The organism is Stenotrophomonas sp. TWI1409 (assembly GCF_039673015.1).
GTDB lineage: Bacteria > Pseudomonadota > Gammaproteobacteria > Xanthomonadales > Xanthomonadaceae > Stenotrophomonas > Stenotrophomonas maltophilia_A.
The window spans coordinates 42505-67304 of record NZ_JBDJKU010000011.1 but is presented as its reverse complement, the minus strand read 5'-3'; the positions used below and the strand labels follow the sequence as shown (position 1 = coordinate 67304).

Genomic DNA, 24800 nt, shown 5'->3' with positions numbered 1-24800 from the left:
GCTGGCCGTGCGCGCCGCGCAGGGCTGTTGCAAGCAAGGAGACGCCAAGGATGCGCAACGAGACCATCGGTGTGCTGGATCTGCGCCGCAATCTGTCGGCGTTGCTGGAAACCACGCAGCGACGGCCCTTGATGGTGCATCGCTATGGATCGCCGTGGGTGTGCGTGGTCTCCGATGCGCAATGGCAGCAACAGGCCGTTCTGCTCGACTTCGATCCGCAATCGCACCCGTTGGCGATGCTGCTACGGCTGCAGCAGCAGGTGCTGCCCCTCGCTGAGGCCGGCACGTTGCCGCCTGCGGCGATGGCGCGCGTGCTGCTGCTGATGGGCATGCACGGCATCGACGATCTCGTGCAACTGCACGAGCAGGTACAGCATCATCGTCTTTGGCACTGGTTCGTGGCCGGCAGCCATGGCGTGATGGATGGCTGGCAGCTGCCAGCGCTGCGTGTTGCGATGGCGTCATGGTGCGATGACGTGGATATGTCCAATGCGCTGGCAACGTTCGCCGCACGCAGCGATGTGGCGATACTGGCGCGCCGTTGCGGGGGCGAAGCGCCGCGACTGGAGCGCGAAGCCTGCAGGCAGATGACGCTGCGATGACGTAGCTGATGAAGCGCCACGCAGCGCACAGAGACGCATTCGCGTTGTCGCTTCACCTGCCTTGCTGACGTCTTCTGCAGAGTACGACGCACCACGCGTCGCGGAGCACGGGCGGCGCCGATGGCAGACAGTCGCAGGATCAGCATGCTGGAGCTGGATCGTCACCTGAGCCAGTCGCTGGAGCAGGCTCGGCACACGCCTGTGAACGTGCAGCGCTATGGGCACTCGTGGGTCTGGGTGCTGTCCAGTGATGCCTGGGCCGATGCGGCGCGCTGGGCGGCACTGGACAGCAGCGCGCATCCGCTGGCGGCGTTGCGGCGCGCCCTCGATCTGCAGCTGCGGCCCTGGCCCGAAGCGGCCATGAACGCGCTGCCGCTTGACGCGGGCGATGTGCGGCTGCTGCAACGTGCGGCGCTGCTGGTGGTCGTGCGTGATCTCAACAGTGCGCAGCGCGTGTACGACGATCTGCGTTACCACCAGGCCTACCGGATGTTCATCGGCCTCGACCATGGCACCGCGTGGTCGCCGATGCAGTGCGTGCGCCTGCTGCAGGCCTGCGCGCACCCGTTGCTGCGCGGCTGCATCGACGATGCGCTGGCCAGCGTGCCGCAGCACCTGTTCGAGTCTGCATGTGCCCCGGCTACACGTGTTGCGCCTGCACAGGCACACGCGCAGCGAATAGCAGGCGGATGTTTATCGTACTGACACATGCACCGCTGACCATGGCGCAGCGGTCTCTTCCAGGATGACGAGGGCGGAACAATGGCAAGGCAGGTGGGTAGTCGCAGGGCTCGGCAGCAGGGTTTCAGCCTGATAGAGATCATGGTGGTGGTGGTGATCATCGGCATTCTTGCCGCGTTGATCGTGCCGCGGTTGATGGACCGTCCCGACCAGGCGCGCGTGGTGGCGGCGCGCCAGGACATCGCGGCGCTGATGCAGGCATTGAAGTTGTTCAAGCTGGACAACGGGCGCTATCCCAGCGCCGAACAGGGCCTGCAGGCGCTGGTGAAGCCGCCGCAGGGCAGCGGTGCGATGCCGGTGACGCCGTATCTGGATCGCCTGCCGAATGACCCATGGGGCCATCCGTACCAGTACCAGATTCCCGGAACCCATGGCGACATCGATGTGTTCTCGCTGGGTGCGGACAGCAAGCCCGGTGGCGACGCCGGGAACGCGGACATCGGCTCCTGGCAGCTGTGAGGCGTGCAGATGACAGCCCGGACGCGTTCGGTCCCGTGCACCCGCCAGCGCGGCATGGCGGTGATCGTCGCCCTGCTGGTGGTGGCATTGGTGGCGGTGATTGCCACTGCACTGCTGACCCGGCAGTCGGCACAGCTGCGTGCGCTGCGTGGCGACCAGCTGCGTGCGCAGGTGCGCATGGCGGTCGATGCCACCCTGGAGCGCGCGGCGCAGCAGCTGCGTGACGATGTAAAGGAGCAGTTGACCACGGTGCGCAGCGGCCGTTGGGCGCGTCCACTGACGCTGCAGGCGCCGCTGCCGGTGCAGTTGCAGCTGGTCGATGCACAGTCCATGTTCAACCTGCGCAACCTGCTGGCCTATGGCAAGCCGGACCCGGAGGCACGGCGCGCGTTCATCGCGCTGTGTGCCGGGCAGGGACTGGGGCAGGGTGCCTGTGCATCTGCTGCCGATCACATCCAGGCGCGGCTGCGTGATGGCGATCTGCAGGCGCAGGCGCCGTTGCCGCGTGAATCGATGATCGAGCAGGCCCTGGCGGGCGCCGACCCAGTGGCGGTGCAGGCACTGGCACGGCGCACCGTGGTGCTGCCGGCCCAGACCCTGGTCAATGCCAACACCAGTGACATCAGCGTGTTGCAGGCGGTCACTCCCGGCGTGGAGCCGGGGCGCCTGCAGGCGCTACTCGGTGAGCGCGACGGTGGCCACTGGCTGCTCAACCGCGGCGATATCGCCAATCGTCTGCAACTGAGCAACGCGCAGATGGCCGTGGTGCCGCTTGGCATTCATAGCGAGTGGTTCCTTGCCGTCGGCCAGGTACAGGCCGATGGCAATGCGGTCGACTTCAGGGCCCTGATCTGGCGCGAGTATCGCGATGACAGTGTGCGCGTGCAGCGTGTGTGGACGAGGATTGGAGCATGAGCGTGCAGCTGAGGGTGCGCCTGCCGGCGCTGGAACACCTGCGCGCCGACAGTACGGTCGAGTGGGCGCAGTTGCACAAGGGTGGGGTGCTGGCCCATGGCCGCGAGGGCTTGGCCGTGCTCGGGCAACGTCATCCGCAGGCCGAGGTGCTGGCCTGTCTCGATCCGCAGGACCTGATCCTGCTGGAACTGCAGCTGCCGCCACTGTCGGGCCGCAGGCTGCAGGCCGCACTGCAGGGCGAAGTAGAGGCGATGCTGCTGGATGACCTGCAGGAGGTCGTGTTGGCACATGGTGCGCAGGCGGCGGACGGCACGGTTCCTGTGGCGTGGCTTGGCCAACAAGCAGTCCTGCAGGCGCAACAGCTGCTGGCTTCATGTGCACTGCAGCTGCAGGCACTGTACCCGACCCCGCTGCTGCTGCCATGGCAGAACGGCCAGGCAACGCTGCAGGCTGCCGGTGAGCATCTGCTGGTGCGCTGCGGGCGCGATCGGGGTTTTGTGCAGTGGTGCGGTGGGCGCGACACAGCGGCGGTGCTGCAGTCGCTCGCGGCGCGTCTTCAGCAATCCGGGGTGCAGGCCGTGCAGTGGATCGACAGCGTGCCGTCGGTGTGGCCGGAGAACCTGCCGGCCACCGTGGTCGCGCATGAACGGCAGGCCAGCGGACCCGTGCCAGCGTGGTCGTTGCCACTGCCGGGTCGCAGCAGGCAGGCACCACGCGTGGCGATCGGCCTCGCATTGGCGGCGGTGTTGCTGGCTGCGCTTGGGCTGCAGCTGCAGGTCTCGCGCTGGCGCAGCGAGGGCGAGGCGTTGCAGCAGGACATGGCGCGGCAGTTCAGTTCGCACTTTCCGGAGATCACCGATGTGGTGGACCCGGTGCTGCAGGCGCGGCGCGCGCTGGCCGTGCCGTTGCCGGCGCCGCCGTTGCCACCGGTGCAGCGGCAGGTCGCAACGACGCTGCAGGCGATTCCGGAGTTGGGCGGCCAGGTGCGCGGCCTGCGCTATCAACCCGGCCAGCTGGAACTGGAGCTGGACGCCGATGCGCAGGCGGTAGCCGATGACGCGCAGCGGCTGGAGCAGTGGCAGCAGGCGGCGCAGGCGCAGGGCCTGCAGATGGCGCGCGAGGCCGGTGGACGCCTGCGCGTGAGCGGGGGCGGACAGTGACCGCCAGAGCCGTGCGCCTGGGCGAGGGTGTGGCCGGTCTGCAGCGACGCTGGCAGCACCTGCCGCCGCGCGACCGCTGGATGCTGTGGGTGATGGTGCTGGCGCTGCTGGCAGCGGGGCTGTGGTCATTCTGGCTGGAGCCGCTGCTGAAACAGCGTGCGCACTGGCAGGCTGAGCTGCCGCGGCTGCAGGCGCAGGCGCGCGCACTGGCGCCGCTGCTGCGTGCACGCGAACGCCAGCAGCAGGTGCAGGGGCAGCGCCCGACGCTGGCCGCGCTGCGTAATGGAATCAAGTCCGCCGGCCTCGCCGATGGACTGCATGTCGAAGCACGCGACGGGCGTTGGCACCTGCAGGTGCAGGCCGTACCTGCTGACGCACTGTGGAACTGGCTGCTGCCCGTGCTGGCCGATCCGGCCATCGAACTGCAGCAACTGCAACTGACACGCACAGGGGATGCGAACATGCCGGCGGCACGGATATCCGGAAACATCGTGATGGCACTCACTGCGGGTGGCCATTCATGAGGGCGATGCGCAGCCTTGCCTGCAGCACTGTACTGGCCCTGATCGTGGGTGGCGCTCACGTTGTTGCACCGGCACAGGCGCAGGACGCCCCCGATGAACCGGTGCAGTTGAACTTGGTGGATACCGATATCGGCGGCGTACTGCGCATGGCGGCGCGCTTCACCGGTCGCCAGTTCCTGATCGACCCGCGGGTGACCGGCAAGATGACCGTGGTCTCTGATGGCCCGGTCAGCCGTACCCAGGCGTACCAGTTGCTGCTGGGCGCACTGCGCATGCGTGGCTTTGCCGTGGTCGAGAACGGCGGTGTCAGCCGGGTGGTGCCGCAGGCCGAGGCCAAGCTGCTCGGTGGCCGTGTGGGCGCGGGCGGGGCCGGCGGCGAGGTGGCCACGCGCACCTTCGCGCTGCGCTACGAGAACGCAGCCGCGCTGGTGGCGGTGCTGCGGCCGATGATCAGCCCGGACAATCCGATCACCGCCAACCCGGGCAACAACACCCTGGTGATCACCGACTATGCCGACAACCTGGAGCGCATCGCGCGGGTGATCGCCAGCGTCGATACACCGGCCGGCATGGACACCGATGTGGTGAAGCTGCAGCAGGGCATTGCCGTTGACGTGGCAGCGATGGTCGCGCCGCTGCTGGATGCGCAGGGCGCCGAGCCCAGCCAGAAGGTGGTGGTGATGGCCGACCCCCGCAGCAACAGCGTGCTGCTGCGTTCCAGCAGCCCGGGCCGAACGCGCCTGGCGCGGCAGTTGGTGGAGAAGTTGGACCGCGCGCAGGACGAGTCCGGCAACCTGCATGTGGTCTACCTGCGCAATGCCCAGGCCAATCAGCTCGCCGGCGTGCTGCGCGGCGTGGTGGCCGGGCAGAGCGATGCACCGGCAATGGGCAGCAACGAAGGCATCACGCCACTGCCCGGCGACGCCAACCGCGCCACACCGGCGCAGCCGTCGCAGCCGCAGCAGTCCAAGACCGGTGGCAATGCGCTGGAATCGCAGCGGCTGGACCCGAACCGTCGCGACCCGATTGACGCCGGCAGCACCGGCTTCAGCCAGAACGGCATTTCGGTGCAGGCGGACGTGGCCACTAACACGCTGCTGATCTCCGCCCCCGAGCCGGTGTACCGCAACCTGCGGCGGGTGATCGACCAGCTCGACCAGCGCCGTGCGCAGGTGCTGGTGGAAAGCCTGATCGTGGAGGTCAACCAGACCGACGCGGCCGAACTGGGCGTGCAGTGGATGCTGGGCAATGGCCGCACCTTCGGCGGCACCCACTTCGGCGGCACCACCGGTGGCAGCGGGCTGAACACCACCGCACGCACCACCCTGGACGTGCTGCCCAAGGATGGTCTGAAGATCGGCGTGATCGACGGCACCATCAACCTGCCCGGCGTCGGCCAGATCCTCAACATGAAGGCGTTGGCCAACGCGCTGCAGAGCAAGGGCGGTGCCAACATCCTGTCCACGCCGAACCTGATGACGCTGGACAATGAAGCGGCCAGCATCATGGTCGGGCAGACCGTGCCGTTCGTCAGCGGCCGCTACGTGACCGACGGTGGTGGCGGCAGCAACAACCCGTTCCAGACCATCGTGCGCGAGGACGTGGGCCTGAAGCTGCGGGTGCGCCCGCAGATTTCCGAGGGCGGCACGGTCAAGCTGGACATCTACCAGGAAGTCAGCAGCATCGACGCGCAGAGCGCGAACAGCACGGCCGGCATCATCACCAACAAACGCGCCCTGGATACCAGCGTGCTGCTGGACGATGGCCAGATCATGGTGCTCGGTGGGCTGCTGGAGGATAGCGTCAGTCATGGCCGTGATGCGGTGCCGGGGCTGGGCAAGATTCCAGTGCTGGGCGCCTTGTTCCGCAGCGACACGCGCAAGCGCGCCAAGACCAACCTGATGGTGTTCCTGCGCCCGCACGTGGTGCGTGACCCGGCCGCCGGCCAGCGCCTGACCCGCGACCGCTACGACTACATGCGCAACGCGCAGGCCGGCGCGCAGCCGCTACAGAGCTGGGCCTTGCCGGCGCTGTCGGCACCGCAGCTGCCACCGCAGGACCTGCCTGTACTCGGCCAGGGCAATGCACGCGATGGCCAGGGCCAGCCGCTGCAGAACAGCAGCCTGGCGGCGCTGTACCCGTCCGGTGACGGCGATGCGCAGCTGGTGCAGTTCGCGCAGGGGCTGGACCCGGCGCGTGCCAGCCAGGGCGTGGCGCAGGTGCGGGCACTGGGCCTGCAGGCCTATGCCGAAGCGACGCCGGGCGAGAGCGGGCAACGCCTGCGCGTGCGATTGCCGCGCGACCCGGCGACGCTGGACCCGGCACTGCAGCAGCTGCGCGGGCTGGGCTACACGCCGGAACTGGTGATCGGGCCGTGAGCACCGCCGCGTCACTGCCGTACGCCTGGGTGCGCAGCCACGGCGTGATGCTGTCCGAAGTTGGCGGCGAGTCGGTGCTGCTGGGCACCGCCGACACCGCGGCGTGGGCCGTGGCCGAACTGCGCCGACGGCATGGCCCGCTGCCGTTCCAGGCGCTGGATGCAGCGACCTGGCAGCAGCGGCTGGGTGAGCAGTACCGTGACGGCGGCGATGCCGCTGCCGTGGTCGGGGCTGCTGAAAGTGAAGTGGATCTGGACCGGCTGATGCAGGACATGCCGGAAGTCACCGATCTGCTGGACGCACAGGACGATGCGCCGGTGATCCGCATGATCAACGCGCTGCTGGCACAGGCCGCACGCGATGGCGCCAGCGATCTGCACATCGAGCCGTTCGAGACCCATTCGGTGGTGCGCTACCGGGTGGACGGCACCCTGCGCGACATGGTGCAGCCGCGGCGCGCACTGCACGCGGCGCTGGTGTCGCGCATCAAGATCATGGCCCACCTGGACATCGCCGAGAAGCGGCTGCCGCAGGACGGGCGCATCGCGATCCGGGTGGGTGGGCGTCCGTTGGACATCCGCGTCTCCACGGTGCCGACCGGGCATGGCGAGCGTGCTGTGCTGCGCCTGCTGGAGAAGGATGCCGGCCGCCTGCAGCTGCAGCGGCTGGGCATGGCCGATGACACCCTGGCCACGTTCACCGGATTGATCCGGCAGCCGCATGGCATCGTGCTGGTCACCGGCCCGACCGGCAGCGGCAAGACCACCTCGTTGTATGCGGCGCTGGGCCAGCTCGACAGCAGCACCAGCAACATCCTCACCGTGGAGGACCCGGTGGAGTATGACTTCGCCGGCATCGGCCAGATTCAGGTCAACGCGCGTATCGGCATGAGCTTCGGCACGGCGCTGCGCGCGATCCTGCGCCAGGACCCGGACACCATCATGATCGGTGAGATCCGCGACCTGGAAACCGCACAGATTGCGGTGCAGTCGTCGCTGACCGGCCATGGCGTGCTGGCGTCCCTGCACACCAACGACGCGATCTCGGCGGTGACGCGCCTGGCCGACATGGGCGTGGAACCGTTCCTGCTGGCCTCGTCGCTGCGCGGCGTGCTGGCGCAGCGGCTGGTGCGGCGGCTGTGCACGCAGTGCCGGCGCGCCGAGGTGGACGGCGAGGGCCGTACCGTGTGGCGCGCGGTGGGCTGCGCGGCCTGTGCCAACAGCGGCTACCGGGGGCGTACCGGCATCCACGAGCTGTTCGTGGTCGACGATCGCGTGCGTGCGCTGATCCATGAAGGACAGGGTGAACCTGCGCTGCGCGAGGCGGCGCGGCGTGCCGGCATGCGGACCTTGCGCCAGGACGGCCAGCGTTGGGTCGACAGCGGGGTGACCACGCTGGAAGAGATCCTGCGCGTCACCGGCGACGACTGAGGCCTGCATGGCACTGTTCGACTACCAGGCTGCCAACGCGCAGGGCCGCATCGAGAAGGGTCAGCTGGACGCCGACAGCCCGCGCGGCGCACGCCAGCTGCTGCGCGGTCGCGGGCTGACACCCGTGCAGGTCAGCGCGGCGCGCGGTGCGGGCAGTGGCTGGGGCGCCCGCCGGCTGTCTGCCAGCGAGCTGGCCTGGGCCACGCGCCAGCTGGCCAGCCTGCTGGCCGCGAGCCTGCCGTTGGAAGCCGCATTGACTGCGGTGATCGAACAGGCCGAGCGCCCGCATGTGGCCCAGGCACTCACCGCCGTACGCGCCGACGTGCGTGCCGGCCAGCGCCTGACCGTGGCGCTGGCCGCGCGGCCGCGCGATTTCCCGCCGATCTATCGGGCGCTGGTGGGCGCAGGTGAAGACTCCGGTGACCTGGCGCGGGTGATGGAGCGCCTTGCCGACTACATCGAAGAACGCAACGCGCTGCAGGCCAAAGTACTGACCGCCTTCATCTACCCAGCGGCGATCAGCCTGGTGTCGGTGGCGATCGTGATCTTCCTGCTCAGCTACGTAGTGCCGCAGGTGGTGACCGCGTTCGTGCAGGCGCGGCAGACGCTGCCGATGCTGACCCAGGTGATGCTGGCCGCCAGCGCGTTCGTGCGCAGCTGGGGCGTGTGGGTGGGGCTGGGCATCGCTGCGCTGGTGGTGGCATGGCGGTTGGCGTTGCGCCGGCCCGAACTGCGCCTGCGATGGGACGCGATGCTGCTGCGGGTGCCGATGGTCGGGCGTTTCGTGCTGGGCGTGAACAGTGCGCGCTTTGCCTCGACGCTGGCGATCCTGCTGGATGCCGGTGTGCCACTGCTGCGTGCCTTGGAGGCGGCGCGGCAGACGCTTGGCAATGCGCTGCTGGCACGCTGTGCCGATGACGTGTCCGCGCGCGTGCGCGAAGGTGCGGCACTGGGTGCTGCGTTGAAGGTGCAGAAGGTGTATCCGCCTATCCTGGTGCACCTGGTGGCCAGTGGTGAGAAGACCGGATCGCTGGCGCCGCTGCTGGATCGTGCTGCACAGACGATCTCGCGCGAGATCGAACGTCGCGCGATGGCACTGACCGCGCTGCTGGAACCGACCATGATCCTGGTGATGGGCGGCGTGGTGCTGACGATCGTGCTGGCCGTGCTGATGCCGATCATGGAAATGAATCAATTGGTCCAGTGATGCGCAACGCGCATCACGGCACGCTTTCGATTCTCCACACAATCCTCCACACCTTTTTTCGATCTTCCACAGGTTTCTTAAGCGGCCTGTCATCGGCGCGGACCAGCATAGCCACGTCGCCGCAGAGTGGGCTGGGAGGCCCTCGGCGGCAGCAGGCGTGTAGTGACCGTTCCTCCCTTGGCGTTTCCCTTCGCAGTAAACCCTTCAGGAGAAGATCATGAACAAGTACAAGACCCTGGCCGCGCTGGTTGCTACCGCGCTGCTCGCCACCGCCGGTGCCGCTTCGGCCCAGACCGCCGTCACCGGCGGCGGCGCTTCGCTGCCGGCCGACCTGTACAAGGGCCAGGCTGACAGCATCCTGCCGGCCAACTTCAGCTACGCCGTGACTGGTTCGGGCACCGGCAAGAAGGCCTTCCTGGAAAACAACTCGGCGCTGTTCTCCACCACCGGCACCGTGCACTTCGCCGGTAGCGATTCGGTGCTGAGCAGCACCGAACTGAACACCTACAACAGCACTTACAACGTGTCCGGCGATGCCAACCGCTACGGCGCCCTGGTGCAGATTCCGTCGGTGGCCACCTCGGTCACGATTCCGTTCAACAAGGCCGGTTCGGTCGTTGACCTGTCGGTGACCCAGATCTGCGGCATCTTCTCCGGCAAGATCACCAGCTGGAGCCAGCTGGCGGGCCTGGGCCGTACCGGTGACATCCAGGTCGTCTACCGTGGCGAAAGCAGCGGCACCAGCGAACTGCTGACCCGCTTCCTGACCAGCGCCTGCCAGCCGGCTGACGTGTCGGGCAGCAACCTGAAGTTGACCAACGGCGTGCCGGCGTTCTCGGTGCAGTCGACCTTCGCCAACCTGTTCACCACCGTGCCGTCGAACTTCATCGCCGCACCGGCCACCGGTGGCACCGCGCTGTACAACGCCGTCTATGCCGTTGACGGCCGCGTTGGCTATGTCGGCCCGGACGTGATCCCGAGCCTGACCGACGCCACCAAGGTCGCCAAGGTCAAGGGCTTCTCGCCGGATGAAGTGAGCGTGCAGGCCACGCTGGAAACCGCTGCGCCGCCGACCGGTGCCGCTGCCGAGAACCCGGCGAACTGGGTGCCGGTGTTCGGCAACCCGAGCGCGGGCTATCCGATCGCTGGCTACACCAACTTCGTGTTCGGCCAGTGCTACAAGAACGCCACCGTGGGCGCCAACGTGCGCGGCTTCCTGACCCGCCATTACGGCAGCACCGTGGTCAACGGTGTCGAGCAGGGCCCGAACGACGTCGCCATCCGCGCGCACAAGTTCATCCCGCTGACCAAGGCCTGGCGCGATGCGGTCCGTGCTCGCTTCGCCACCGCCACGAACGCCGGTGCGGTGAACAATCCGAGCACCTGCTCGGGCATCGGCCGTCCGCTGTAACTGCGACATAGAAGTGTTCTCCAGGTGCGCCGGCCGTCAGGCCGGCGCACTGCGGTATGAACGACCGTATCCAGAGAAGGCAGGGAGTTGTCAATCTCATGAACTTGCTATTGAAGGCGTTCTGGCTCGCCAGTTGCGTGTTGGTCGGAACGCTAGAAGCAAATGCCCAGGTTCTTGTCCAGGGTGGTGGTGCGACGATGCCCGCGGCCCTGTACCAAGGGAGTCCGGACAGCATTCTTCCGACGTCGTTCAGCTATGCTCCCAGGGGCTCGGGCGTTGGCAAGCGGGCATTCCTGAGCAATGACCCATCACTGTTTTCGACGACAGGGACTGTCCACTTTGCTGGCAGCGATGCGGTACTGAGCAGCACCGAGTTGTACAGCTACAACAGCACCTTCAACCGGGCTGGTGATCCAACCCGTTATGGGGCATTGATCCAGATTCCCGTTGCGCTGGCTCCGGTGATTATTCCCTTCAACAAGCCTGGTTCAGCAATTGACCTGTCGGTCACCCGGATCTGCGGGATATTCTCCGGCAAGATCACCAACTGGTCGAGCATCGACAGCGCCCGCACCGGCACCATTCGGGTTGTCTACCGTGGCGAGACCAGCGGCGCCACTGAATTGCTGGCCCGTTTCCTGACCAGCGCCTGCCAGCCGGCCGATGTCTCAGGCACCACGCTGAAGCTGACCAACGGCGTGCCGGCGTTTTCGGTGCAGTCGACCTTCGCCGATCTGTTCACTAGTGTTCCCGAGAACTTTGTTGCAGCTCCGGCGTCCGGTGACGCGGCGGTGTACGCCGCCATTTTTACGACCGTCGGAACAATGGGATACACAGGTCCAGACCTGTCTCTTGATCTCTCGGATGCTACTCGAGTTGCACAGGTCAAGGGCTTCTCTCCAAAGGACGTGAGTACTCAAGCGACACTGGATAACGTGCCACCGCCGGCCGGTGCCGCTGCCGAGAACCCAGCGAACTGGGTGCCGTGGTTCGGCAACCCGAGCTCAGGATATCCAATCGTGGGTACCACCAATCTCCTGTTTGGGCAGTGCTACAAGGATGTACTGGTGGCTGCAAGAATTCGCGGCGGACTTCTTCGAATCTATGGCAGCACCGTGGTCAACGGTGTCGAACAGGGCCCGCAGGATCCCGCCATCGTTGCGCACAGGTTCATTCCGCTGAACAAAGCCTGGCGCGATGCGGTCCGTTCCCGCTTCGTCAACGCAAGCAACGCTGGAGCATTGAACAATCCGAGCACCTGCTCGGGAATCGGCCGTCCGCTCTAACTGCAACTGCTTCTGTAGTTGCAGGAGACGCACAAGGGCGCCGGCAGCAATGCCGGCGCCCTTGTGCGTATGTCCGCTGCATGACAGTGATGCGCCTGTCGCCTTCACGCCGTCGCCACCGTCTATGAGGTGCAGGGCGTGCCTCGAGCAGGCCCATCCGTACACACGCCGCCGCCGACGCGGCCCATCAGGTTGACGAGGTCCCCGATGTCGCACCCGCATTCGCCCACCGCCCGTTTCCCTGCCGCCCTGTGGCGCAGCCACCCGATGGCCTGGGCCGTCGCCGTGGCCCTTGGCAGCATGGTGGCCCCGGCCAGCCAGGCCCAGCAGGCATTCAGCCCCGGCTGGTTCGCCGAGCGCGGTGCGGCGCAGGGCGCGGCGGCACAGAGCGGGCGCATGCCCAACGGCGTGCCGATCCAGTTCCAGCTACCCGCGCAGCAGCAGGATGCGGCACGGCAGAAGCTGCAGCAGTCGATCGACAACCTTGGTACGGCCGCGCAGGCCATCGCCCTGCAGCAGCGCCTGCAGGAACAGGCACGGCAGGCGCGCCGCGAGGCGGGCTTCGTGATCGCCGATGGCCTGGGCAAGGATGGCCTGAAGGTCGACGAGAATCCGCTGACCCGCGGCTGGATCAACGCCCGCGAGGCGATCCAGTCGCAGGCCGCCGACGGGCGGGTGCTGGTCAACATTGAGCAGACAGCCGACCAAGCGATCCTGAACTGGGAAACCTTCAACGTTGGTGGCAACACCACACTGAATTTCCTGCAGAACCCCGACTGGGCCGTGTTGAACCGGGTCAATGATCCCGCCGCACGGCCCAGCCAGATTCTTGGCCAGCTGAAGGCCAATGGCACGGTGTTCGTTGCCAACCGCAATGGCGTGGTGTTCGGCAACAACAGCCAGGTCAATGTCCGCAACCTGGTGGCGGCGGCAGCGCGCATCAGCGACGCGCAGTTCCGTGAGCAGGGTCTGTACAGTGCCGACGCGAACACCTCGGCGCTGACCGACGCCGTAGGCAAAGTCATGGTCGAACGCGGTGCGCGCATCACCACGCACGAGCCGACCACGGCAACGCGGGGCGGTGGTTACGTGCTGCTGGCTGGGCACAGCGTGGAGAACGCGGGCCAGATCGAGACGCGCAAAGGCCAGACCCAGCTTGCCGCCGGCGACAGTTTCGTGATCCGCCGTGGCGTGGGCACGGCGCAGAACACTGCATCGACCACCCGTGGCAACGAGATCGCACCGCGCTTCGTCGCTGACAGCACGGCCGGCAGCGTTCGCAACAGCGGTCTGATCCAGGCACGCGAGGGCGACATCACCCTGGCCGGCCGCATGGTCGAACAGGCCGGCGTTGCGGTTGCGTCCACCACGCTGAATCAACGCGGTACGGTGCACCTGTTGAACTCGGCGTCCGATGCGGCGGGCAGTGTGACCCTGGCCTCCGGCTCGACCACTGCAGTACTGCTGGAAGACGATGGCAAGAGCACGGCGCTGGACAGCCAGCGCGACGCGCTCATCAAGGAATCCACCGAGCAGGACAAGCTGCGCGGTTCCAGCAACAGCGGCACCTTCGACAATCTTTCGCGCCTGCAGGACCGCCGCGAGCAATCGCGCATCGAAGTCGTCTCCGGCGGCGATGTGAACTTCCAGGCTGGCGCACTGGCAGTGGCCACCGGCGGCCAGGTGATCGCCGACGCCAGCCGGCGCAGCTATCTGGATGATGGCGCGCGCGTGGACGTCTCCGGTGCGGTGGGCGTGCAGGTGGCGATGGAAAGCAACAACGTCAAGGTGAAGGTGCAGGGCAATGAGTTGCGCGATTCGCCAGACAACCGTGACAGCGGCAAGCTGATCAACAGCGAGGTGTGGATCGATCGCCGCCAGTTGACCGAAGTCGCCGCCGGTACCGGCGGCTATGAAGGTACGCGCTGGTATGCCGGCGGCGGCCTGCTGGAAGTGGGGGGCTACCTGGACAATCAGGGGCATTCGATCAGCGAATGGGCGGCGCAGGGCGGCACCGTCCAGCTGGCAGGCAAGGAAGTGGTGAGCCACGCCGGTTCGCGCATCAATCTGGCCGGCGGCAGCCTGGATGTGCAGTCCGGCGTGGTGCAGCAGAGCTGGCTGCGTGGCCGCGATGGCCAGTTGTACCGGCTTGACGATGCACCGGCCGAGATGCTGTACGACGGTCTGTACCAGGGCTATGAAGTGAAGCAGGAACGGTGGGGAGTGACCGAATCGTTCCGCAATCCGCTGGTGGCACCCACCCAGCGTTTCGACAATGGCTATTCCGTGGGACGCGATGCTGGCCGTCTGCTGATCTCGGCGCCCACGGCTGTCCTGCAGGGCCAGGTGGATACGGTGGCCTTTCAGGGCCTGCAGCAGACGCGCCGCCCCGACCAGGCGCAGGACGGATACGCGCAGGCACAGACGGCGGCGGCCCGCAACGCCCAGCTCTGGCTGGGGCGTTTCGACAACAACGGCCGAAGTGCAGTGTTCGATTCGCAGATCCGCATCGGAGCGCTCCAGGCCGACACCCGGTCATGGACGTTGCAGGCGCCGATCGGGGAAACACAGCGCAATACCGTGTGGTTGGACAGTGAGGTCCTGAGCGCTCAACGTTGGGGGCAGGTGGACCTCGCTTCTGCGGGCCGTATCGACCTGGATGGCACGCTCAGGTTGCAGGAGGGCGGTCGGCTTGGGCTCACTGCAAGCCGCGTCGGCTTCGGCGGAACGGTGCAGATTGCCGGCGGGCAGGTGGAGGCCGGCAACCTGCTTCCGGCGCTCGGCGGGCCCTCGGCCCTGCTGAGGTCCGGACGCGGCGCGGTGGATGTTGCGGCGGGCGCGCGGATCGATCTTGGCGGTGGCTGGAGCAACGCGCTTGCAGCGCCGGAGGGCGGTCCGGCACAGGCGTGGATCGACGGCGGGCAGGTGCGCTTCAACAGCAGCCACGACATCGCTGTGGGCGAGGGAGCGACGATTCTGGTCGATGCCGGCGGCGCGATCGATGCCAGTGGCAAAGGGCGCGTAGGCAAGGGCGGCAGTGTCAGCCTGCTCGCGGCCAGCACCGAGGTTGCCACCGACGGCAGCGGGCGGATCCGTATCGGCGATGGCGCACGCTTCAGCGCGCTCGGCAATGGCAGCGGCAACTTCACGTTGGCAACAGGCGGTGCGGTGTCTATCGGCGCGCCTGGCACGGACGCATCGGCGGCGTCGTTGCAACTGCAGCCAGCACTGTTCAGGAGTGGCTTCGCCGGCTATGACATCGCCGGGCACAACGGTTTGACGGTTGAAGAAGGTACCCGGCTGCAGGTGGAACGACCGGCGCTGCGCCTGGCCGAGGGCGCACAGCAGGCACTGGCCCGCGAGCAGGGCGTGCAGACTTGGACGCCATCGTTGTATGAGGCGGATCCGGCCAGCGGGCGTGTATCGCAGCGCGGCGGCGCGAGCCTGGCACTGCGCGCAGGGCATCTGCTGTCCACGGCCGATCTGCGCGTAGGCAAGGGCGCAAGGATCGAGGTCGATGCCGGCCAGTCGATCGAACTGTTCAGCGCCGGCAACCTGGACGTGGCTGGCAGTCTGAAGGCGGCCGGCGGCCGCATCCGCCTGGACGAGGCATTCGACCCGACCGGTGTGCGTGGCGATCAACGCCGCGAACGTCGCTGGACGATTGCCGAGGGCGCCCTGCTGGACGTGAGCGGCGATAGCGTTTCCCTGCCCGACGCGCGCGGGACATTGCGCGGACAGGTGCGCAAGGGCGGAACGATCGAGATCGGGGGGGCGTTGGACTGGGAAGACCAGGACAACGTACGCCACTTGCCGCCCGATACCTTCGTGGTGGTGGAGCGCGGTGCGCGGCTGGACGCGTCCGGTGCTTCGGCGCTGCTGGACATTGATGGCAGCGGGCGCACCCGGGTGGACAGCGACGGCGGCAGCATCGTGCTGCGCGCCGGCAATGCGCTGTACCTGCAGGGCGACCTGGACGCAGCAGCGGGCGGCGACGGCGCGCGCGGCGGCACCCTGGGGGTTGCCTTCGGTGGTGGCACCTACGGCAGAACGGCAGACGGCAAGGAGGTGCTGGCACCGCGGGTGATCTCGCTGACCCAGCGTGCCGCGCAGACGGCGGACCTGCCTGCACGCCTTGAGTACGGTCATGCGGCACTGTCGGTGGAGCAGATCGAGGCCGGGGGGTTCGATCATCTGGCGCTGTTCGGCGACATCCGCGCCCAGGGAGATGTCAATCTGCGCATGGATCAGAGCCTGCGCATCCAGGGCTTGAATGAGCGTTACCTCGGCCTCGTCCCGGGCAACAGCGAGGGCGGCCGCCTGCAACTGGCCGCGCCATATGTCCGCCTTGCGCAGGGGCGCTGGTGGCAGCCGGCCGGGGAAGGCACGTTGCGCCCACTGGAGGCAGCGTTCGACAGCGGCCGGCAGCATCGCCTGGACGTGAGCGCCGATCTGATCGATCTGCGAGACGTCACCTGGCTGGCGGGATTTGACCAGGTCGCGCTGCGCAGCCGCGGTGACATCCGCATGCTGGCCCCGGTCGCCAGCAGTTCGCTCGTCTCCACGCTGGCAAGCCCGGGTTCGATCGATATCAGCGCCGCACGTATGTATCCGGCGGCCCGGGCCAAGGGACGTATCGTGGCGGGCGTCCCCGGCATCGGTCCTTCAGGCCTGTCCTGGCAGAACCCCGACGCCGTACTGCGCATCCATGGCATTGCAGGCGGCGCGCAACCGGCACCGGACTCTGCGTTCGGAAGCCTGGAGCTGGTGGCGGCGACGGTGGTGCAGGGCGGCAATGTGCAGGCGCCGTGGGGCCATGTGCAGCTGGGCGGCAGGGAATTCAACGCCGATGCGGCCAGCCGCGTCGACCTGCTTGCAGGCAGCGTGACGTCGGTGAGCGGTGCCGGCCTGCAGCTGCCGTTTGGCGGTACCGTGGATGGTGTGGGCTGGCGCCGTAACGGTGCCGACTTCGATGTGCTGGGCCCCGGCTCGACCAACATCCCGATCGGTATCGACATCGTCGCCAACGCTTTCAATGGCGTGGCGGGCAGTGTGCTGGACGTCTCCGGCGGAGGCGAGCTGTCCGGTGCCGCATTCGTGGCGGGGCGCGGCGGCTCGGTGGACATCCTGAGGCACGCGCTGGCGGATGCGAACCCGCGCTACCGCTTCAGCGGCAGTGACAATGCGGTCTACGCGATCATGCCGGGACGCTCGGGCACGCAGGCGCCGCAGGCGGTCTCGGACGGCAGCGCCGATCCGCGCATCGGCCAGCAGATTGTCATTCCTGCCGGGGTTCCCGGCCTCCCGGCCGGAACCTACACGCTGCTGCCGGCAAGCTACGCACTGCAGAAGGGCGCATTCCGCGTCGAAGTCGGCGCCGAAAGCGCCGTCGGCAGCCGCCAGGCAGTGGCGACCGGCACGGGTTCCTGGCGCGTCAGTGGACACCAGGCGCAGAGCCTGGGCGGTGGAGTCTCATCGCTGCTCACCGATCTGGTGCTGACGCCGGCGGATGTGGTGCGCCGCCATGCCAGCTACAACGAGACCTCCTACAGCACTTTCGTACAGGGCGTGGCTGAGCGGCGTGGTGAAGCGCTGCGCTGGCGGCCAACCGACGCCGGCAACCTCAACCTGGTGTTGGGCGATGGCGCCGGACGTTCGAGCGTGCCAGCCGCGATCTTCCAGGGCGTGTCACGCTTCAACGCCGGCAGCAATGACGGACGCGGGGGCACGCTTTCAGTCAATCTGCTCGCCTCCAATGAGGCAACGCTGGAGATTGCCACCCAGGGCGGTAGTGCCGGCAGCGGCAGCGGCGCCACCCTCTTCGATTCGGCGCTCAATGCGTTCCGCCCGGAAACGATGCTGATCGGCGGCGTGCTGCGACGTGACGCGACGACTTACTCGTTGGAGGGCAGCGCGCAGCACATCGTGGTGCGCAACGGCGTCAACCTGACGGCGCAGGAAGTGCTGCTGTCGGCTGCGTTCGGGGGCAAGGGCATCCTGGTCGAGCAGGGCGCTTCGATCGATACCTTGGCCGGGGCCGATCCCTCGCGCGTGGCGCAGCCCACGGCGCCCTACCTGGTGTCGGGCGGCCTGCTTGCCGTGTCCAACCAGCGCTTGACGGCGCTCAGTGCGCAGGGCGGCAGTGCCGGCGGTCCGGTGGCGATCGACATCGGCGGATGCGTGGTGGACTGCAATGGCCAGACCCGGTTGCTGTCGGCAGGCAGCATCAACGTGGTCACCGACGGCGCGCTGAGCATTGGCGACGCGGTGAGCTACGGCACGCGCCAGCTCGGCCTGGGCATGTCGGCGCTCAATCTCGGCAGCGCCGAGGCCATTGCGGCGGCAGCGGCAGCCGGCGGCCTGCCGGCGGGCATGACCATGAACCAGGAGGTCCTGCAGCGATTGCTGCGTGGAAACACTGCCACCGGCGCGCCGGCGCTGGAGGCGCTGAGTCTGACCGCGCGCGATGCCATCAATGTGTTCGGCAGCGTGGACCTGGATACGCGTGACGGTGCGACCGGCCGCAGCAGCCTGCGCAGCCTGGTGCTGGGCGCCCCTGCCATTCATGGTTACGGCACTGCGGCCGACCACGCGCGCATCTTCGCCGATACGCTGGTCTGGGACGGAACGCTGGCCGGCACCACATTGCCCGGCGGTGAGCAGGCCCAGCCAGCCGGCGAGGCAATGGTGGGTCGGCTTGGCCAAGGGCAGCTGGAAATCGATACGCGGGTGCTGGAGCTGGGGCGTGCGCCCTTCACCCGGCCCAGTTCGTCGGTGGCCGCGGATCGGCAGGTGCTCGGCTTCGCCGGCGTTACCCTGGCAGCGTCGGATCGCATGTTGTTCTCCGGCAAGGGCAGCCTGGATGTCTTCCAGCGGCAGGGCGATTACGTGGCAGGCAGCGGCTGGCAGTTCAGCGGCGGCGCGCTGGATATCGTTACCCCGCTGCTGACCGGCAGTGCGGGCGCGCAGCTGGCAATCCGCAATGGCGGTACGGTGCAGGTGCGCGGTGCCGCGGCAACCGCGGGCAGCGATGCGTTGGGTGCGGAGTTGTCCATCACGGCCGAACGCGTTGTGATCGACAGCCGGGTGGCGCTGGCGTCCGGCCGGTTCGAAGCCAATGCCCGCCAGGGCGTGGCGCTTGGCAGCAATGCAGTGCTGGACATGGCGGGGCGGAAGGTCAGCCTGTTCGACGTGGACAAGTACAGTTGGGGCGGCGACGTAGCGCTGTCGAGCCGTGAAGGTGACATCGTTGCCGACGCGGCGTCGCGCATCGATCTTTCCGCCCGCAACAACCGCGGCGGCCGCTTGACGGTCGCTGCGCTGGGCCCGCAGGGCGGCCGTATAGATCTGGCAGGTACGTTGCTTGGCGGAGCCAGCGGCCGCTACGACGCCGGTGGCACTGAAGTGCCCTACGACGGCGGCGAACTGGTGGTACGTGCACGCCAGTTGCAGGACTTCTCCGGGCTGAACACCCGGCTTACCGCCGGTGGCATTACCGGTGGCCGGACGTTCCAGTTGAGCGAAGGCGACCTGGTGATCGGCGATGAAGTGAAGGCACGCAACGTGGATATCAGCGTCGATGGTGGCAGCCTGCTCGTCAATGGTCGCATTGATGCCAGTGGCGAACAGGTCGGCAGCATCCGCCTGTCCGCCCGCGATGTGCTGCGTATCGACGGAACATTGGACGCGCATGGCAGCGCCTTGCGCGTCGATAGTTACGGCAAGATCATCGACAGCCCGAACCGGGCGATGATCGAACTGAACTCGGCCAGTGGCAGCCTGCAGCTGGGCGCGTCCGCTTCGATGGACCTGCGCGCCGGCACGTCGGTGGCTGCGGGTAGCAGCCCGGGCCAGAACGATGGCCGCGCACGCGGCAGCGTCAAGCTCAACGTGCCACGCGTGGGCAGCAACGACGCCGCGATCGACGTGGCCAGCGGCATCCGTATCGCCGGTGCCGCCGACGTCCAGGTCAACGCCTTCCGCAGCTATGATTCGGCGCCATTGGCCAGCGCTCCGGACGTGCATGGCCATCGTCCGCAGGTGATCAACCAACACTGGCTGGACACGGTTGTGGACCCGGACAACAGCCAGTGGATGAACGCCGCGCTGACCAATACGGTACTGCAGCAGCGTACTGCCGCACTGGGCAGCTATCGCCTGCGCCCCGGCGTGCAGATCGTGGCGCGGACCAGCAGTGACAACCCGCGTGGCGATCTGGTCGTGGCCGGCGATATCGATCTGTCCGGCTACCGCTACGGACCGCAGTCGAACCGGACCGATCCAGCGCGCCGTGGCTTCGGTGAATCGGCAGCGCTGGTGCTGCGCGCCGGAGGCGATATCAACGTCTACGGCAGCATCAACGATGGATTCGCACCGCCGCCTGCCAATCCCGATGAGGACGGCTGGGTGCTGCTGGAAGGGCGCAGTGCCGGTACGCCCAACACGGCGTTCGGTGGCGACCTGATCGTGCCCGGCGAAGGTGTACAGCTGCAGCGCGGCACCGAATTCCGTGCTGGCGCGACGCTGAACTATGCACTGCCCTTCGAGGCCGTGACCCTGCCCGCGGGAACCGTGCTGCCGGCAGAGATGGTGTTGTCCGGACCGCTCCTGCTGCCGGCCGGTACCGTGCTGGGCGCGGTAGTGACCACAGACAGCGGGCAGGTGATGGCGGCCGGCACCGTGCTGGCAGAGGCGCTGGCCTTGCAGTCCGGTGCCCGACTGGGTGCCGGTTTCCGCCTGCGCACGCCGGCGCCGTTGGCCGCACAGGTGTGGCCGGCCGGCGTCACCCTGCCCATGGCGATGAAGCTTTCAGGCGCGCTGAACCTGCATGCCGGTGCGATCATCCCGTCGATGACCAAGGTGGAGCTGCCAGGCGATGCACCGGTGAAGCTGCGGGCGGCCGACGCCAGCGGGCGCCAGGGGCGAAACTGGGCGCTGGCGGCGATGCTGCCCGAAGGCACCACCTCGTGGGATCTGACTGCAGTGGCCGGTGCCGATACGACCGCTGCCGATCCGCGTACCCGCAGCTGGGGAAGTGACGGCAGCATCGTGCTGGCCGACAGCCACTACAGCACCATCGGGACGGTGACCAAGACGACGGAATGGAAGGGTGATCGAATCGTCAATTTGGAAGGTTCTCTGTACTGGTGGGGCGATGAGAGTCTGGCCGGAAAGTCACCTGCCGAGGTGGCCGAGATCATCGGGACCACCGAGGCGGAGATCTGTGGCGCAGGCGCCTTCTGCGGCCCCGCCCCGCGCCTGGTGGACAAGGAAGGCTCGCTGGCATGGTGGGGCGATGAATCCTGGGTCGGTCGCCCGGCTACGGAACTGGGCGCCGAGATGGGCATGTCGGAGGAAGAGATCTGCGCGGCAATGGGCTACTGCTACGGCGGCGGCACGCTTACCGAAGTCACCACCTACGGCAAGCGCCTGGGCGCACCGGCCTGGAGCGTGCTGCGTACCGGCAAGGGTGATCTGGCACTGCTGGCCGCGCAGGACGTGCGCATGAAGTCCGGCTTCGGCGTGTACACCGCAGGTGCGCCGACGCTGCTGGGCGATGGCAGCGACCCCCAGTTCAATCCGGTGCGAACGGCTGCGCCCTGGCACACCTCGCTGCTGGGAAAGAACCAGGTCTCGGGCAACTATGATGCGGCACTGGCCAGTTACCGTGCGTGGTATCCCGACCATGGCGGCGATCTCAGGGTTGAAGCCGGGCGCGACATCATCGGCGACGCCTGGACCGCCCGGTCCGAATCCGGTACGGCGCAGCGCGACCAGGCCGGGCATTCAAGCGCAGCCGTGGGCGGCTGGTTGTGGCGGCAGGGTACGGGCACCACCGAAGGCGTCCAGGCAACACCGACGAGCTGGTGGATCAACTTCGGCACGTACAGCACCGTGGGCGCCGAAGCGGACGCAGCTCCCCGCATGGTCGGGTTCACCGGCTTCGGCACGCTGGGAGGCGGCAATCTGTCACTGGAAGCGGGCCGCCACGCGGGCGTGCTCGACCCGATGGGCAATGCCCTGGGTCTGTTGACCGCGCCTCATTCCAGCGCGATTGTCGCTGCGGTAGGGTCGACCGGGCGCGTCAGCAATGGTGAGCTGCATCTGACCGGTGGCGGCGACCTGACCCTGCGCAGTGGCGGTGCGTTGAATCCTGGCCTGCGCGCCAGCGCGCAGCAGCCGGAGAGTTTCCTGCAGGATCTGGATCTCAATGGCGCGATGACCAACCTGCGCGGCAGCACCCTGCTGCAGGCGGCACGCATCGGTGGCCTCAGCGCGATACAGAGCAGCTACGGAACGCTGGGCCTGATGGATCCGTTCGTGGCGGACGCCCCGGTGGCGATGGCGGGGCCCCTGCTCATTCTGGGTGATTCCACTGCCCGCCTGCAGGCCCGTGGTGACATTGTTCTCGGTGGCGCCGCAGATGCAGGGCGTGTACCGACGGCCAACTACAACGACGTGGTTCTGGGCGATGGCCAGCATGCAGCTGGCACGACGTGGTTCTCGCTCTGGACCCGAGGCACGGCACTGGACCTGTTCTCGGCAGGCGGAAATCTCGCACCCAGCCTGGCCGGAACTCTGCATGCAACCGGTAGCAACATGTTCGCTGAAGGCATCGCGCTGCGCGAGCAATCCGTTCCCGCCAGCATCAATTACTGGCTGTATCCGTCCAGGTTCAGCGCGGTGGCAGCGAGTGGTGACATCATCAGCGCCCCGCTTCGAGGTCTCGGACCAGGGGCGACTACGGGCGATGTGATCCTGCTCGCGCCTTCGGCCAGCGGCCAGCTCGATGTTCTGGCCGGAGGCTCGATCCATGCCGCGATCAACGCCACCGGCATTGCACGTTCCGGTAGCGACGCCCGCCTGCCTGGCCCGTTTGATCCTGCATTCGTGGCCCAGCGGGGCGCCAGCCTGACCCGGGTCGGCCACAATCTCTCCGACGATGGGGTGCAGGGAGCGGATCCGTCGGCGAACCTGCCCTTGTTCGCGTTCGGCCCCAGTACTCCGACCACGGGTGCGCTGACGTCCCGGCCCACGTCGCCCAGCCGCTTCTATGCCGTTGCCGGTGACATCATCGGGTTGGGCAGCGGCGGGCGCAGGCAATTGAGGCGGAACATCGGCGAGGAGAGCCGGACACTGTTCGACTGGTACGAAGCGGGCTCGGCCGTACAGCTGCGCGCCGGTCGCGACGTGATCAATGCGAACGTCACCGCGCTCAACACCAGCGGTACCGATATCAGCGGGATCGAGGCGGGCCGGGACATCATCCGCAGCAACCTGACGGTGGCCGGCCCTGGCAACGTTGAAGTGAGTGCGGGCCGGCAGCTGCGCCAGGAAGAGGCCGGAAGCATCGTGAGCCTGGGTGGCGTCGTCCAGGGCGATGCCCGTCCCGGTGCCAGCATCGCAGTGACTGCCGGCAATCAGGGCATTGACTTCGATGCACTGCGCACGCGCTACCTGGACCCGGTCAACCTGGCCGACCCGGCGCAGTCGCTGGCATCGCAGCCCGGCAAGGCGGTGAAGATCTATGACAAGGAGTTGAAGCAGTGGCTGCAGCAGCGCTTCGGCCTGGCCGTCGACGGCGCCGAGGCGCTGGCTGCGTTCGACCGGTTGCCGAGCGAACAGCAACGGATGTTCCTGCGCCAGGTCTACTACGCCGAACTGCGCGAAGGCGGCCGCGAGTACAACGATCGGAATGGGCCACGTGTTGGTTCTTACCTGCGGGGCCGTGAGGCCATCGCCACGCTGATGCCGGACAAGGATGCAGCAGGTGCGACGATCCAACGCACCGGCGATATCCTGATGTATGGCGGCGCCGGCGTACGTACCGAAGCCGGTGGCAACATCGAGCTGATGGCACCGGGCGGACAGATCGTGGTGGGTGTACAGGGCGTGGTGCCACCGGCCAGTGCCGGGCTGGTGACCCAAGGGCAGGGTGACATCCGGCTGTTCAGCCAGGACAGCGTGCTGCTGGGCCTGTCGCGGGTGATGACGACGTTCGGCGGTGACATCCTGGCCTGGTCGGAGCAGGGTGACATCAATGCCGGTCGCGGTTCGCGGACCACCTTGTTGTACACGCCGCCGCGTCGCGTCTATGACGGCTGGGGCAATGTGATCCTGTCGCCGCAGGCTCCCGCCAGTGGCGCAGGCATCGCCACCTTGAACCCCATCGCCGAAGTGCCGCCGGGCGACGTCGACCTGATCGCGCCGCTGGGCACCATCGATGCGGGCGAAGCGGGCATCCGTGTTTCGGGCAACATCAACCTTGCCGCGCTGCAGGTGCTCAACGCGGCCAACATCCAGGTGCAGGGTGAGAGCAAGGGCCTGCCGGTGTTGGCCACGGTGAACGTCAATGCGCTGGCGTCGGCCAGTGCTGCAGCGAACAGTGCCAGCCAGGCCGCACAGGACGTGATGCGCAAGAGCCAGGACGACGCGCGGCGCAACCAGCCATCGGTGATCAGCGTGCAGATCCTCGGCTTCGGCAGTGGCACCAGCAGCATTGCGCCGCCGGCACGCGGTACCACTGCCAACAGCGGCTACGACGCCAACAGCGCCTTCCAGTTCCCGCAGGCAAGCCGCGACGAAGGCACGCAGCGCCGATAGGCATTGCACGCCACGGTAGGTGCCGACCTTGGTCGGCACGCATTGCCCGGTGCACCGCATCGGGCTGCAGCATCGGGCCAGCCG

Annotated in this window: 12 protein-coding genes; all 12 read left to right on the top strand. The window is 67.6% G+C overall.

The window, feature by feature from the left end; all coding sequences use genetic code 11:
- Positions 1-50 precede the first annotated feature (50 nt).
- The 12 genes from ABE423_RS05890 to ABE423_RS05835 all read left to right on the top strand — a co-directional run bounded on the left by ABE423_RS05890 (position 51) and on the right by ABE423_RS05835 (position 24716).
- On the top strand, positions 51-602 hold the full coding sequence (locus ABE423_RS05890) for a hypothetical protein (protein WP_032128125.1): 552 nt from the start codon (positions 51-53) through the stop codon (positions 600-602).
- Between the two features lie 144 nt (positions 603-746).
- Positions 747-1307, top strand: a complete 561-nt coding sequence (locus tag ABE423_RS05885) for a hypothetical protein (protein ID WP_258010197.1) — start codon at positions 747-749, stop codon at positions 1305-1307.
- Between the two features lie 57 nt (positions 1308-1364).
- A complete protein-coding gene (gene gspG, locus ABE423_RS05880) occupies positions 1365-1802 on the top strand; it encodes a type II secretion system major pseudopilin GspG (protein ID WP_032128123.1) in 438 nt (145 codons plus the stop codon).
- 9 nt (positions 1803-1811) lie between these two features.
- Positions 1812-2717: a type II secretion system minor pseudopilin GspK gene (gspK, locus tag ABE423_RS05875; protein ID WP_180838033.1), complete on the top strand. Its 906-nt coding sequence runs from the start codon at positions 1812-1814 to the stop codon at positions 2715-2717.
- Complete coding sequence (gspL, locus tag ABE423_RS05870) at positions 2714-3877, top strand: type II secretion system protein GspL (RefSeq protein WP_180838032.1); 1164 nt, start codon at positions 2714-2716, stop codon at positions 3875-3877. The genes gspK and gspL overlap by 4 nt, the downstream gene beginning before the upstream one ends.
- The gene (gspM, locus tag ABE423_RS05865; RefSeq protein ID WP_032128120.1) at positions 3874-4401 is read left to right on the top strand and encodes a type II secretion system protein GspM; all 528 of its coding nucleotides are present in this window, start codon (positions 3874-3876) and stop codon (positions 4399-4401) included. The genes gspL and gspM overlap by 4 nt, the downstream gene beginning before the upstream one ends.
- Entirely contained in the window at positions 4398-6779 is a 2382-nt protein-coding gene (gspD, locus tag ABE423_RS05860) for a type II secretion system secretin GspD (protein WP_180838031.1), read from the top strand. Before gspM ends, gspD begins: the two co-directional genes overlap by 4 nt.
- Positions 6776-8209 (top strand): type II secretion system ATPase GspE, encoded by a 1434-nt coding sequence (gene gspE, locus ABE423_RS05855; RefSeq protein WP_182266208.1) that lies wholly within the window; start codon positions 6776-6778, stop codon positions 8207-8209. Before gspD ends, gspE begins: the two co-directional genes overlap by 4 nt.
- Positions 8210-8216: 7 nt before the next feature.
- On the top strand, positions 8217-9416 hold the full coding sequence (gene gspF / locus ABE423_RS05850) for a type II secretion system inner membrane protein GspF (RefSeq protein WP_180838029.1): 1200 nt from the start codon (positions 8217-8219) through the stop codon (positions 9414-9416).
- A 217-nt stretch (positions 9417-9633) separates the two neighbouring features.
- On the top strand, positions 9634-10827 hold the full coding sequence (locus ABE423_RS05845) for a substrate-binding domain-containing protein (protein ID WP_180838028.1): 1194 nt from the start codon (positions 9634-9636) through the stop codon (positions 10825-10827).
- 98 nt (positions 10828-10925) lie between these two features.
- A complete protein-coding gene (locus ABE423_RS05840) occupies positions 10926-12113 on the top strand; it encodes a substrate-binding domain-containing protein (protein WP_180838027.1) in 1188 nt (395 codons plus the stop codon).
- A 207-nt stretch (positions 12114-12320) separates the two neighbouring features.
- Positions 12321-24716: a filamentous haemagglutinin family protein gene (locus ABE423_RS05835; protein ID WP_346485338.1), complete on the top strand. Its 12396-nt coding sequence runs from the start codon at positions 12321-12323 to the stop codon at positions 24714-24716.
- The last annotated feature ends 84 nt before the right edge of the window (positions 24717-24800 follow it).